The organism is Agrobacterium vitis, assembly GCF_013426735.1.
Lineage (GTDB): Bacteria > Pseudomonadota > Alphaproteobacteria > Rhizobiales > Rhizobiaceae > Allorhizobium > Allorhizobium vitis_D.
On record NZ_AP023273.1, the window covers coordinates 178,877 to 191,983 of the forward strand.

The following is a 13,107-nucleotide window of genomic DNA, read 5'->3' on the forward strand; positions in this document are numbered from 1 at the left end:
AATCCGCAAAACCGGCCAATGAGGGGAACCATATCCGGGCGACAGCTTTCCCCGCTTGGCAGACCATTCAGGATGAACCATCTTTCAGGCGACCGCAGGCCGCATTTCAAGCCTCCAAAGCGGCGAGTGTTTGCGGCTTATCCAAAGCACCGGCTTGCGCTGTCTCGGACTGCCCTGACAGCGACGACTGTCCTAACCCTGGCTGGACCACAGCGAAGGAAAGATGGAAGCGAAGACCATCGGGCCGGAAATCGCTGCTGATCTTGGGAGACAGGCTGCGAGGGAAAGCACTGCGGATCAACCGCGACCCAAACCCTTCGACGCCGGGCCCTTTGAGACCATGGGGATCAGAACCTTGAAGAGTGGGATCAACAACCGGCGGCCCCTCTTCTTCCCGCCATTCCAGCTCGATCCGATCCTGCTCTTGCCGCCATTCTACCTTGACACGTCCATCGCGTTCGCGAAGAGACCCGTATTTCACGGCATTTGTGGCAAGTTCGTGCGCGATCAGCGATAGCGCGACAGCAGCCTCCGGCGGCAAGGTGCAGGCTGCCCCCTGGAGAACAATCCGCCTGTCACCCTCGCTATCGAAAGGTTGAAGCGCCCGCTCGAGGACATCGCGCAACCCGGCACTTTTCCAATCTTCCGACAAAAGGATATCATAGGCTCCCGCAAGGGCTGCAACGCGCCGGGCAAAAACGCCATTTTCCTGCGAGCGGTCCTTGAACGTCTGCCTTGCAATGGCCTGGATCATCGCCATCGTATTCTTGACACGGTGCGCCAACTCTCTGGCCACAAGTTTGCGGTTTTCTTCAGCGCGCGCTGCCTCACATCGGCGTGCTTCCAATTCGTCCAGAAGACTATCGACCGTGGCGCCAACCTGTCCCAATTCGCTGGAGCGCCCGGTCATCCCGGTTCTGGCCGCGAGATCCCCTTGGCGCCATCGCTGAAGAACGGCAACGATGTGAGTGATCGGGCCAAGGATTAAACGATTTCCGATAAAAAAGGCGGCAAGGAGAGCGAGACCTGCGCCCACAGCGATCATCGCCAATCCCAAGAGAGAGGCCCGATCAATCGGCGCGAAAGCCTGGTCCGCCGAAAATCCAGCGCTGACATAAAATGGATTGTCGGGTGAAACGGGAACATAACCCATAATCCGGCGTATTCCGTCCTGACCTACACGTTCCGTCGTGCCGGGTTGTTGGGCTTGAACCAGCGTGTGATAGGGCGGTAGAATCTGGGTGCCAACGAATTTTTCAGGCCCCGGGTTGCGGGCAAGCACGATACCGTTGCGGTCAGCAATGGTGATCCAACCGCCAGGCGGAAGGCCTCGCTGAACGATGCGCTGTTCCAGCCACTCAAGATGCACCGCCGTGGCCAGCACACCAACTGTCTCGGAGCCTCGCTTGATGGCCAGCGCCATTGGCACGATTGGTGCGTTCGAGATCCGGCTGACCGTGTAATTGCCAATCGACAACGCATCGGAACGAAGGGCTTGCCGAACATAGTCGCGATCGCTGAAGTCGCTGCCGACCTCCCAGCCCATATTGTCGCAGACCAGTTTGCCGTTGCGATCGAGAACGACGATATTGCGGACCTGCGTCACCCTGGCGGCTACCGATTTCAGCACGTTGGTACAGGCCTGTTTATCCTGACCGGCCACCACCGGAATAACCGCGGTGGCAATCAGCAGGGCCTTGACGCCTTCCACGACGCTTTTCACCTCGGACGCCGCCTGCCGGGCAGTTTCGAATACCTGACGATGAACTTCGGCATAGCGTTCGGCACGCGCACTCACTTCATTGTAAACCAGCATTCCCAATGCCGGTGACAACGCCGTCAAGACCACAGCGACCAGTCTCTTTTTCACGCCACCCCTCCCCACCCGCAAGAGATCAAGACGCTTTTCGGCCCATGTTTCGCACCAAGACCCGTATGCACAAAGGCCTGGCGAAACTGCACAACCGTCGCCCTCCAAGACACGACCGCGCCAAGCATCCCATGGGATGCACAGAACCCGCCGCCCTAATTCTATACTTGCTGCATGGCTTTCTCCTTGAGCCTTTCAGCCCAAGGAATCATGCAGCAGTTTATCGGGTATTCCCGCAGCGACAATAGAGGGTCAATGCATTTCCGTCACACTGGCAACAGAGCGCGATCCACATCATCGCCACTACAGCAAAACGACAGTCGGTCAGGTTCAATGTGAACCTGACCGACGAAAGCTTTTCTTGGTTTTGTTTGTCGTTTCGGGGAACCCGGACTTCAATTCACCCGACAACAGCTAGAGAATCGGCTTGCCACCTGTGACTGCGATGGTGGCGCCGGAAACATAGCTTGAAAGGGGGTCGGCCAGCATCACATAGGCCGTTGCAAGTTCAGCCGGTTGGCCCGGTCGTTTCATCGGCACCTGCTCGCCAAAGCTCGAGACCCGTTCCGGCGGCATGGTTGAAGGGATGAGTGGCGTCCAGATCGGGCCGGGCGCAACGGTATTGGCGCGGATACCTCTTTCCGCCAGAAGCTGGGCGAGGCCTGCCGTGAAATTCTGGATGGCGCCCTTGGTCGTTGCATAAGCCAGCAAAGTGGGGCTCGGCGTATCGGCGTTGATCGAGGCGGTATTGATAATCGCCGCACCGGGCTTCATATGCTTGACGGCAGCTTTCGTCAGATAGAACATTGCGTGGATATTGACCCTGAACGTCAATTCCCATTCCTCATCGCTGATATCCTCGATCTGCTCGAAAGTCTTTTGATGGGCGGCGTTGTTGACGAGAATATCGATACCGCCAAGCTCGGAAACCGCCTTGTCTATGATGAGACGGCAATGGTCGGCCTTTTGCAAATCGCCCGCCACCAGCACGGCCTTGCGACCCGCCTCTTCCACAAGGCGCTTGGTTTCCTCGGCATCCTCATGTTCGCTGAGATAGGAGAGCAGCACATCAGCACCCTCTCGGGCATAGGCCAGGGCCACAGCCCGCCCGATGCCACTATCAGCACCTGTTATTACCGCCTTCTTGCCGGCAAGCCGCCCCGAACCCTTATAGGTCGTTTCGCCGTGATCGGGCACGGGATCCATGTCGCGGGTCAGTCCCGGAATAGACTGTTGTTGCTTGGAAAAGGGTGGCGTCGGTTTATCGATCATCGGATCAGCTCTCATTTCTAAAGATTATTGCTGGATAGTCGAGGGCGCGCATCCAAGCCGCACTCTCAAAACCCCACAGTTTGCAAACAAAGAGAAAGCGCCACCGTTCCGAATTTTAATATTTCGTGACCTGAATAAACGCTACGGATATGGGCTGCCGAAAACATCGGACCCCAAATTTCCAAAGGCGACCGCCATCGCTTACTCATGCATTTGACGCATGGGTGGCGTGAGACCTTGTCTCTGTTAGGACGATGAAAGAACGCCTATATTCCAATCATCGAAACGACGCCGGAACCGAACAAAGGTTGCTGACGTCAGACAGTCCTCAGAAAGGGCATTATCATGAACGTAGCACGCTCCTTGAACAACTGGCGCAAGTATCGTCAGACCGTTTCCGAACTTGGCCGCATGACCAGCCGCGAGTTGCAGGATCTCGGCATTGAACGGAGTGACATCCGTCGCGTTGCCCGGGCCTCCGTTGCCGGTTGATCGATATCGACATTGCTGCTTGAACGACGCCCGCCGATGACGCGGGCGTTTTTGCGTCTGGGAATTGCTCTACGCAAACCGGTCCGATTTGGATCTCAAATCATTGCAAAATACCCATGCATTTAACGCATATCTGCACTGCAACAAAATGACTATGAATTGGGCATTTGTCGCGTATTATCTATCTCAACGAAGCGATGCATCCTCCTCCCGCAAAGCTTCGTCTCTCGGACGACCCACTCCTCCTCCCTAGGGGCGTCCGATGGAACGGTGGCACTCCTCCTCCCAGCCGCTGTTCACTCTTTTAAAAAGCCTGCCGCACCTCCTCCCGCGGCAGGCTTTTTTGTTTCTTCACTTCAATTCGACATTTTTCGCTCGATTGACTGAAAGTGCCAATGACCTCCATCAATTGGCATCTATTGCATAATTCTTTAAACCGGAATCGGTTTAGAGAGAAAATTATGCAACAAATATAGGGAGCTACAGCGAACCTTTGTGCGCCACATATGGCGCACGGTGCTGTAGCGTCGCCTCACCGCTTTGATGATCTCATCCGTTGACCGCCATCCACAACAGGTGGCGCGCCCCGCCGCGTTTACCGTTGGCGCGCACCTGGACTTCCTCGGTGACAAATCCTGCCTCCCGCAACCTGCGGGTAAAGGCGGCATCCGGTGCAGAAGACCAGACGGCCAGCACGCCTTTAGGCCGCAAGGCAGCTTTGGCGGCACGCAGTCCAGCGGCATTGTAGAGACTGTCATTGGAGGCGCGGGTCAATCCGTCCGGACCATTATCGACATCAAGCAGAATGGCGTCATAGGCGGCGCGCTTTGAGCGGATCAGCGCGCCAACATCGCCGACATGAATATCGACACGCGGATCATCGAGACTGCCCTTATGAACCTCCGCCATCGGCCCACGCGCCCAGGCGACCACAGCTGGCACCAATTCGGCCACGGTCACGCGGGCATCGGCTTGCAACACGCCGAGGGCTGCACGCAGGGTAAACCCCATGCCAAGCCCGCCGATCAGCAGGCTGGGCTTCTCGCAGGCCCTTATCTTCTCGCAGGCAAGCGTCGCCAGCGCCTCTTCCGAGCCGCTCAGCCGGCTGTTCATCAACTCGTTGGCGCCAAGCATGATCGAGAATTCCTGGCCCCGCTGCTTCAGGCGCAGGTCGCCGCCGCCATCGGGAATGGCGGCACTGTCAAGCTGTATCCAGGGAAGCATCGGGCCGTCTCTTTATCCTGTAAAAGCCGCCCAATAGCATAGCCACGCCCGCCAACCAAGGCGCAAAGCTTTTGCACGCCTGCCCTGCCTATCGGTTCACACCACCGTTTACCCGGTTTCCGGCATCGTCGAACAAATAGCAGCGTTTCGAGTCGATATGGATCGTCACCTTCTCGCCCTTGCGGATCGCCTGCTGGTCTTCCATCACCATGGCAATCGACTGACCGTCCTGCATGGACAAATAGAGAATGGTCTGCCCGCCCAGATGTTCGACCAGATCGACATGCGCCTCACCAAGGGTAATTTCGGCTGGACGCAGACTGAGATGTTCGGGCCGGACACCGACGCTGACCTTTTGCCCGACCTGTGCGCCAAGGCTTGTCCGTGCCATATCGACCGGCTTGCCGTTCAGCTCAACAGCGGTTCTGTCTCCGGCCTCCACCAGCCGGGTCTCGATGAAATTCATGCGCGGCGAACCGATGAAGCCGGCGACGAATTTATTTTTCGGGTTGTTATAGAGATCAAGCGGCGCACCAACCTGTTCGATATAGCCGCCTTTCAGCACCACAATCGTATCGGCCATGGTCATGGCCTCGACCTGGTCATGGGTCACATAGATCATGGTATTGCCGAGGCTCTGGTGGAGCTTGGCGATCTCGACACGCATCTGCACCCGCAATTCGGCATCGAGGTTAGACAGGGGCTCGTCGAACAGGAAGATATTTGGCTCGCGGACAATGGCCCGCCCGATGGCGACGCGCTGGCGCTGCCCGCCGGACAAAGCCTTGGGCTTTCGACCCAGCAGCGGCTGGATCTGCAAGATATCGGCAGCACGCTGGACGCGGGGCTCGATATCCTTCTTCTTCATGCCAGCCGTTTCCAGACCGAAGGCCAGATTTTTATAAACCGTCATATGCGGATAGAGCGCATAGGACTGAAAGACCATGGCAATGCCGCGCTTGGCCGCCGGCACTTCGTTCATCCGTTGCCCATCCAGCAGCAGAGTGCCACCGGAAATCGGCTCAAGCCCAGCGATCATCCGCAGCAGCGTGGATTTTCCGCAGCCGGACGGGCCAACAAACACCACGAATTCTCCTGGCGTGATCTCGAGATCCACGCCATGGATCACTTCAAGCGCGCCATACCGTTTGAAGACCTTTTGCAGGGTGACGCTTGTCGCCATCAGTTATGCCTCCAGCTGTCGTAATAGGCATTGTCGCTACCAACTGGGAAATGCACCTCCTGCTTATGAGTGGCGCTCCAATAGCAAGCGGTGAGAAATTCCAGCGAGCGGCGGGCATCTTCCGTCGTGACCGGCGTCGGCGTGTCATTGACCAGGCAGTCATGGAAAGCCTGCATCTGGCCGGAAAACAGCTGGGCCATCGGCACCCAACCCTCAAGCAGGGCGTCGATCTTCTGCCCGATCTCAGGATTGGCCGGAATGATCCGCCAGGGATCGCCGCCGGGATGGTAAGGCGCATGGCTGCTTTCGAAGGTCACATGTTCAAAGCACAGCTTCAGCCGCGAGGTTTCCTCCGCCGAACCCAACGTCGCCGACACGGTTGCCAAGGCACCGCTTGTCATTTCCAGGCTGAGGCTGACGCAGTCCTCCACTTCAATCGGATTGACGCGAGTAGCGACTCGGGCATAGAGCGAGGCGACCGGACCCAGAAGATAGCTCAACATATCGTTGATATGGATGGCATGGGTCATCAGCACGCCACCCAGTTCTGTCGCCCATTTGCCTCGCCACGGCACGGCGTAATAGTCCGACAGCCGCGTCCAATGGGTTTCTGACGTAGCGATATAGGCTTTGCCGGCCAGACCCGCCTCGATGATCCGGCGCGCCTTGTGGACGCCGTCGCCGTAACGGTACTGGAAAATCGGCATCAACCGGCCTTTGGCGGTCTTCTCATGGATCATCAACCGGTCGATTTCCGCAAGCGAGCCGACAAGTGGCTTTTCGCAGATCACATGCTTGCCCGCGTCCAACGCCCTAAAGATCAGCTCGTAATGGGTGGAGGGCGGCGTGCAGATATCAACAATGTCGATGGATGGATCGTTGAGCACGGCGTCGAAATCGTCGGTCCGGCCAGCAACGGAAAATTCCTCGCCAAACTGAGCCAGACGGGCGGGATCGAGATCGCAGATCGTCGCGACCCGGAACAGATCCGTGTTCGGCATATAGCCCTCACGGATATGACGGGCGCCGATACCAAGGCCAATGACGGCAACGTTGAAAATCTTAGACATTGCCAGCACCCTTCTGCTTTGCCGCATCCGCGAAAGCCTGGGCTTTCAGCGCCAGTTCCATGGCCTTGAAGCAATGCTCCTGGCCCATGGCTGTTTCGGTCCGATCCCGGATATCGGCCAGCAATTGCCGGCCATAGGGCCGCTCGGTTTTGCTGCAATCGATATAGCGCGTACCGGTTTTGTCGGTCAGGAACAGATGGTCGGCACCGGGGCGGCCCTCGATATCGAGGTATTTCCGAAGCTCTATTGTCCCTTCCGTGCCAATAATGAACAGCCGTCCATCACCCCAGGTCGGCAGGCCATCGGGGGTGAACCAATCGACCCTGATATAGCCGGTGGCCTTGCCGGTGGTCAGGTGAATATCGCCGTAATCCTCAAGGCCGGGCGTGTCGGGATTGGCGCGGTTCGCGGTGCTCGCCGACAGGATTTGCGCGTCTTTTGCGCCGGTGAAAAACAGGAATTGTTCGCATTGGTGCGAGGCGATGTCGATCAGCACCCCGCCATAGTGCGCCCGGTCGAAAAACCAATTGGGCCGATGCGGCTTGCGCAGCCGATGCGGACCAAGGCCGGTCGTGTGGATCACCTCGCCGATCATTCCGGCCTTGACCAGATTGCCTGCCTCCACTGTGCAGGCCGTCTCGAAATGTTCGGAATAGAGGATGGAAACGATCCGCTTCGTTTCCGCCTGGACCTTTCGCACCGCTTCCAATTGCTCAAACGTCGTCATGCCCGGCTTGTCCAGCATCACATCCTTGCCATGACGCATGGCGGCAATAGCGATCTCGGCGCGGTTGGCGGGAATGGCCGCCGACAGGATCAGGGCAATCGATGGATCTTCAAGGATCTGTCTGTGGTCGGCAACGCGGCGCGCCTGTGGGTAGCGTGCTGCAAAGGCCTGGGCCAATTCATCTTCTTCTGCAAAAAACGTCGAAAACTCCGCTCCGGCGTCCAGCATGAAAGCGATCTGGCCGAAAATATGATCATGATTGATGCCGATAACGGCAAAACGCAAGGCACTCATAGTCGCAAGCTCCTATTAGAAAATCATCTCAACGCTTCAGACCGGCCGTGGCGATACCGTCGATCAGCAAGCGTTGGCAAAACAGGAAAATCAGGAAAATCGGCACCAGCGACAGACTGGACATGGCAAACAGTCCGCTCCAGTCGGAACTGCCGGTCGAGTCCACGAAGGACCGCAACCCAAGCTGCACCGTGTAGGTATTGATATCGCTCAGATAGATCAGCGGACCGAAGAAATCATCCCAGCTCCAGATGAAGGAGAAAATCGCTGCCGTTGCCAAAACCGGCAGAGAGAGCGGCATCATAATCCGCCAATAGATCCGCCAGGGGCTGCACCCGTCCATCATTGCCGCCTCGTCCAGTTCGCGCGGAATTCCACGGAAGAACTGCACCATCAGGAAGATGAAAAACGCATCGACCGCCAGAAACTTCGGCACGACGAGCGGCAGGATGGTCTTCACCCATCCCATTTCGAGAAACAGGATATATTGGGGGATGAGCGTGACGTGATAGGGCAGCATCAGCGTCCCCAGCATCAGCGCAAACCAGATATTTCGGCCCCGAAACTCCAGGCGGGCAAAGGCGTAAGCCGCCAGCGAGCAGGAAAACAAATTGCCCACCACCGTCAGCACGGCAATGACCAGCGAGTTCCAGAAATAGGTGCCGAAACTGACCTGGGTGCTGAACCAGCCTCGCATATAGGCACTGAAATCCACTTTCGAAGGGATCAGCGAGGCCTGGCCGAAGATCTCGCTCTGATCCTTGATCGAGCCGGACAGCATCCACAACAGCGGATAGAGCATGACCAGCGAGGCTGCCGCCAGAACGATATGCAGGATAAGGGAGACCGGCCAGCGCCGTTTTTCCTGCGCATGGATGTCCGGGGAGGAAGCAAGTGCTGCATCAGTCATCGTAATGCACCCAATAGCGCGAGGACAGGAAGGAAAAGGCCGTGAACAGCGCTATGATGATCACCAGGATCCAGGCAAGCGCTGCCGCATACCCCATCCGGAAATAGCCAAAGGCTTCCTGGTAAAGGTAGAGCGTATAAAACAGCGTGGAATCGATCGGTCCACCGGTGCCCGACGAGATCACATAGGCGGGCGTAAAGGCCTTGAAGGCATCGATGGTCTGGACCACGGCATTGAAGAAGATCACCGGCGTCAGCAAAGGCAGGGTGATCTTGAAGAACATCCGCACTTTGGAAGCCCCATCCAGGCTGGCCGCCTCATACATATCGACCGGGATCTGTCGAAGGCCAGCCAGAAAGATGATCATCGGCGAGCCGAATTGCCAGACAGCCAGGATGACCAGCGTATAAAGAGAGTAGTCCGGATTGGAGATCCAGCTTGGCCCTTCGATGCCGAAGGTATTCCAAAGCAGCACGTTGACCGCACCGTCACCATCGAACAATTGCCGCCAGACCACAGCGATGGCGACGCTGGAGCCCAGAAGCGATGGCAGGTAGAAGACCGCCCGGTAGAGCGGCAGGCCACGAATGCCTTTATTGAGCAACAGGGCAACCAGCAGGGCGAAGGTCAGTTTCAGCGGCACCGACAGCACCACATAAACCAGCGTCACCCGCATGGAGGACATGAATTTTTCGTCAGCCGTGGCGATGCGGATGTAATTGTCCAGGCCGACGACATTAGGCGATTGCAGCAGATTGTAGTCGGTCAGCGACAGCCAGAAGGAAAACAGTGCCGGGCCGAGCGTGAGTACGAAAAAGCCGATGAACCAGGGCAGGAGAAATAGATAGCCCGGCGCATTGCGCGCCAGACTGGCCCTGAACGGCGACGGTGTCGAGATAGGCTGCATCACTGGCGCGGCACCAGAGGTGCCGGCCATTCCATCGCGAGTGGTGTTCACGGTTTCAACCCCGTTTCAGATTGGCAGCCGCCTGATCGACGAATTTCGCCGCGCCGTCTTCCGGCGAAAGTCGCCCAAAGCCGACTTCTTCGCCGATCTTCTTGATCAACATCTGGTTTTCACCCGCGCCATTTGGCGGCGGCGGCGGAAGCGGACCGACATGCGGCGTCAGCCGGGCGATATAGTCAAGAATTTCCTTGGACTGGTCGTTCAGCGTCGGCTCCAGGGCCTCGCGCATGGTCGTCGATGCCGGAATACCACGCTCGATCCCGAGTGCCAGCGCCGCATCCTTGTCCTCGACCAGGAAATTGACGAAATTGACAGCAGCATCCTTGTTGGCGGATGCGGCGGAGACCGAAATCAGCATAGAGGGCTTCAGATAATGCCCAGGCTTGCCACCCTTGGTTTCGGGATAGCTCATCAGCGTCAACGGGTCCTTGTTGACAGCCTGGAAGGCGATGAACTGATTTGAATTGACGAAGCCAACGGCCGCCTTGTTCAATGTCACCATATTATTTTCGACATTGAGCTGGTCGAGCGCCTGGATATCGGCGGGCACGCAGGCCTTGATTTTGCGCATCCAGGCCCAGAATTTGAACCATTCCGTTATATCGCCCTGGTCGAAACCAATGGTGCCATCCGCCGTATACAGCGCCTTGCCCCGCTGACGCAGCCAGCATTCCAGATTGCTTTCGCCGACGCTGCCGTCCTGCGTTCCATAAAAGCCCCGGCGCTTTTTGGCAGAAGACACCTTGGCGCAGGCCTCGCCGAATTCTTCCCAGGTCATGCCTTCATGCAGCATATCGACGCCGGTTTCCTGCCAGGCCGCCTTATTGACCAGGGCAGTAACGGAATTGACGCCGAGATTGACACCGTAAAGCTTGCCGCCAACTTTGCCTGCATCGATATTAGCGGCACCGAAATCGTCGATTTTCAGCGTTTTTCCCATATAGGGCGTCAGATCAAGCAGCGTACCGCGCCGCGCATATTCGAAAATATAGCGGTAATCCATCTGGATCAGGTCGGGCGCATTGCCGCCCGCCGTCTGAGTGGCCAGACGTGTCCAGTAATTGTCCCAGCCAAAAGACTCGCCATCGATGGCTGTGCCGCTGTTCTTGGCCTTATAGGCTTCGATGACCTTGAAGGTTCGGTCGTTGCGCTCCTTGGAGCCCCACCACAAAAACCGCAGGTTGGTGGCCGCTCTTGCGCCAACTGCACCCATGCAGATCAGCGGCATCGTCAGACCCATGCCAGCAAGCAGGGTTCGTCTGCTGAATTTTGTCATCATTCTGGTCTCCTCCCCAGTATCCAGATGAATTCAAATCGCTTGCGTTATGACCAGAACCTCCCTCCCGAGGTTACAGAACAGTCAACGCAAGGAAATGAAAAAATTTTCATGGCCTCTACTTATATACACTATCCAAGCTGCCGATATCTCCCGAAACACGGCATTTCTTATACAAATTGTCGATGTTTCCACCGCCTGTCAAGCCGTGAAAATTTCATGCCGACAAACAATCTCAGCATGACAACGGCAAATGATATGCTAGCATAGCAGTTAAGTCGGGTCGAAGGAAATGATTTTGCATCATCACCAAAAGAGTGGAGGCGGCCAGAAGCGCGCGAGCCCTTGGAGGGAGTGTTGCGCGCCGGATTCCTTGGCACTCTCGTGCAAAAAAACCGGCCCTGACACCATGATTGAGTCTTGAACAACCACGCAGCCCATGGAGGAGGTTTGTGGGCGCCCTGTCCGCCGGAGACGGCGTGATAGCGCCTGCAGGACACCAAGGCTGTAGCCAAGGAGGATGGCATGCAAGTCATACGCAAGAGACGCTTTGCTCTGGTCGGCGCCGGCCATCGGGGAACGACCATGTGGGGCCGCGATATTGTCGAGCGCTGGGGCGACCAGGTCGAGCTGGTGGCAATCTGCGACCTGAACGGATTGCGCGCCGAACAATCGCAAGCCCATATCGGCTCCTCGGTGCCGATCTACCTGGATTTCGACCAGATGCTGGCCGTTGAAAAGCCGGATCTGGTGATTGTCTGTACCCGTGACAGCACCCATGACGAGTTGATCGTCAAGGCCATGGAGGCGGGTGCCGACGTGATCAGCGAAAAGCCGATGACCACCACCGCCGCCAAGATCAAGCGCATCCTGCATGCCGAAAGGCGCACCGGGCGGCGGCTGGACGTCTCCTTCAACTATCGTTTTGCGCCGACCGCTGCCCGTATCAAGGAACTTTTAAATTCCGGCGTCATCGGCGATGTCACCTCGGTCGATTTTCATTGGTATCTCAACACCAGTCACGGTGCGGACTATTTCCGCCGCTGGCATGCCTATACCGAAAATTCCGGCAGCCTGTTCGTCCACAAGGCCACCCACCATTTCGATCTATTGAACTGGTATCTTGATTCAGATCCCGATCTTGTGTCCGCCTTTGCCGACCTGAAGCATTACGGGCGCAACGGACCGTTTCGTGGCGAGCGCTGTCGCACCTGTCCCCATGCGCAGCAATGCGATCATTATTTCGACATGCGCAAGGAACCTCTGCTGGAAGCGCTTTACGAAGCGCCATCCAAGCAAGATGGCTATGTCCGCGATGCCTGCGTCTACCGGGAGGATATCGACATTCCCGACACCATGGTCACCAATATCCGCTACAAGAACGGTGTCCATGTCTCCTATTCCCTCAATACCTATATGCCAATCGAGGGCCACCATATTGCCTTCAATGGCCACAAGGGGCGTATTGAGCTTCGCCAGTATGAAAAGCAGCCCTGGACCGAGCCGCCAGCCGATGAAATTGTGCTGATGCGCAATTTCGGCGAGGTCGAGCGCATCTGGGTGCCGCATTCCTCGGGCGGCCATTACGGCGGCGACGACCGGCTGCGCAATATGCTGCTGAAGCCCGGCATGAATGACGAATTGCGCCAGCGCGCTGGCGCAAGGGCTGGTGCCATGTCGGTTCTGTGCGGGATTGCCGCGCTGGAAAGCAGCCGCAGCGGCAAGCCCGTCACTGTTGCCGATGTCTGGGGTGAGGATGAAGGGATCGGCCTTCTGGAGCAGATGACTTAAAATCGATAGGACAAAGGCACCGCACGCCTCA

At 57.2% G+C, this 13,107-nt stretch carries 11 protein-coding genes; 2 read left to right on the forward strand and 9 right to left on the reverse strand.

Annotated elements, in window-relative coordinates; all coding sequences use genetic code 11:
- Positions 1-106: 106 nt before the first annotated feature.
- Together H1Y61_RS18260 and H1Y61_RS18265 are read right to left on the reverse strand one after the other, a co-directional pair.
- On the reverse strand, positions 107-1,870 hold the full coding sequence (locus H1Y61_RS18260; protein ID WP_180574957.1) for a sensor histidine kinase: 1,764 nt from the start codon (positions 1,868-1,870) through the stop codon (positions 107-109).
- A 414-nt stretch (positions 1,871-2,284) separates the two neighbouring features.
- Positions 2,285-3,142, reverse strand: coding sequence for an SDR family oxidoreductase (locus tag H1Y61_RS18265; protein ID WP_180574958.1), 858 nt, complete (start codon positions 3,140-3,142; stop codon positions 2,285-2,287).
- Positions 3,143-3,487: 345 nt separating this feature from the next.
- On the opposite strand from H1Y61_RS18265, the gene H1Y61_RS18270 reads away from it, so the two are divergent.
- Positions 3,488-3,634, forward strand: a complete 147-nt coding sequence (locus H1Y61_RS18270) for a DUF1127 domain-containing protein (protein WP_012653926.1) — start codon at positions 3,488-3,490, stop codon at positions 3,632-3,634.
- 549 nt (positions 3,635-4,183) lie between these two features.
- Here the strand turns inward: H1Y61_RS18270 and H1Y61_RS18275 are convergent.
- From H1Y61_RS18275 to H1Y61_RS18305, 7 genes are all read right to left on the reverse strand, one after another.
- Entirely contained in the window at positions 4,184-4,858 is a 675-nt protein-coding gene (locus H1Y61_RS18275; RefSeq protein ID WP_174112553.1) for a spermine/spermidine synthase domain-containing protein, read from the reverse strand.
- Positions 4,859-4,946: 88 nt separating this feature from the next.
- Positions 4,947-6,041, reverse strand: a complete 1,095-nt coding sequence (locus H1Y61_RS18280; protein WP_180574959.1) for an ABC transporter ATP-binding protein — start codon at positions 6,039-6,041, stop codon at positions 4,947-4,949.
- A complete protein-coding gene (locus H1Y61_RS18285) occupies positions 6,041-7,111 on the reverse strand; it encodes a Gfo/Idh/MocA family protein (RefSeq protein ID WP_180574960.1) in 1,071 nt (356 codons plus the stop codon). The genes H1Y61_RS18280 and H1Y61_RS18285 overlap by 1 nt, the downstream gene beginning before the upstream one ends.
- Positions 7,104-8,132 (reverse strand): Gfo/Idh/MocA family protein, encoded by a 1,029-nt coding sequence (locus tag H1Y61_RS18290; protein ID WP_180574961.1) that lies wholly within the window; start codon positions 8,130-8,132, stop codon positions 7,104-7,106. The genes H1Y61_RS18285 and H1Y61_RS18290 overlap by 8 nt, the downstream gene beginning before the upstream one ends.
- Before the next feature lie 28 nt (positions 8,133-8,160).
- Positions 8,161-9,042 carry a carbohydrate ABC transporter permease gene (locus tag H1Y61_RS18295; protein WP_180574962.1) on the reverse strand — a complete coding sequence of 294 codons (882 nt, stop codon included), beginning with the start codon at positions 9,040-9,042 and terminating at the stop codon, positions 8,161-8,163.
- Entirely contained in the window at positions 9,035-9,949 is a 915-nt protein-coding gene (locus tag H1Y61_RS18300; RefSeq protein ID WP_180575198.1) for a carbohydrate ABC transporter permease, read from the reverse strand. The genes H1Y61_RS18295 and H1Y61_RS18300 overlap by 8 nt, the downstream gene beginning before the upstream one ends.
- 55 nt (positions 9,950-10,004) lie before the next feature.
- Positions 10,005-11,288 (reverse strand): ABC transporter substrate-binding protein, encoded by a 1,284-nt coding sequence (locus H1Y61_RS18305; RefSeq protein WP_180574963.1) that lies wholly within the window; start codon positions 11,286-11,288, stop codon positions 10,005-10,007.
- Between the two features lie 522 nt (positions 11,289-11,810).
- Between H1Y61_RS18305 and H1Y61_RS18310 the strand changes: the two genes are divergently transcribed.
- Positions 11,811-13,076 carry a Gfo/Idh/MocA family protein gene (locus tag H1Y61_RS18310; RefSeq protein WP_156636013.1) on the forward strand — a complete coding sequence of 422 codons (1,266 nt, stop codon included), beginning with the start codon at positions 11,811-11,813 and terminating at the stop codon, positions 13,074-13,076.
- The last annotated feature ends 31 nt before the right edge of the window (positions 13,077-13,107 follow it).

Coding starts and splice junctions, on each gene's coding strand:
- H1Y61_RS18285 (WP_180574960.1), bottom strand. CDS start 7,111: ATGTCTAAGATTTTCAACGTTGCCGTCATTGGCCTTGGTATCGGCGCC.
- H1Y61_RS18270 (WP_012653926.1), top strand. CDS start 3,488: ATGAACGTAGCACGCTCCTTGAACAACTGGCGCAAGTATCGTCAGACC.
- H1Y61_RS18295 (WP_180574962.1), bottom strand. CDS start 9,042: ATGACTGATGCAGCACTTGCTTCCTCCCCGGACATCCATGCGCAGGAA.
- H1Y61_RS18300 (WP_180575198.1), bottom strand. CDS start 9,949: ATGCAGCCTATCTCGACACCGTCGCCGTTCAGGGCCAGTCTGGCGCGC.
- H1Y61_RS18305 (WP_180574963.1), bottom strand. CDS start 11,288: ATGATGACAAAATTCAGCAGACGAACCCTGCTTGCTGGCATGGGTCTG.
- H1Y61_RS18310 (WP_156636013.1), top strand. CDS start 11,811: ATGCAAGTCATACGCAAGAGACGCTTTGCTCTGGTCGGCGCCGGCCAT.
- H1Y61_RS18275 (WP_174112553.1), bottom strand. CDS start 4,858: ATGCTTCCCTGGATACAGCTTGACAGTGCCGCCATTCCCGATGGCGGC.
- H1Y61_RS18290 (WP_180574961.1), bottom strand. CDS start 8,132: ATGAGTGCCTTGCGTTTTGCCGTTATCGGCATCAATCATGATCATATT.
- H1Y61_RS18280 (WP_180574959.1), bottom strand. CDS start 6,041: ATGGCGACAAGCGTCACCCTGCAAAAGGTCTTCAAACGGTATGGCGCG.
- H1Y61_RS18265 (WP_180574958.1), bottom strand. CDS start 3,142: ATGATCGATAAACCGACGCCACCCTTTTCCAAGCAACAACAGTCTATT.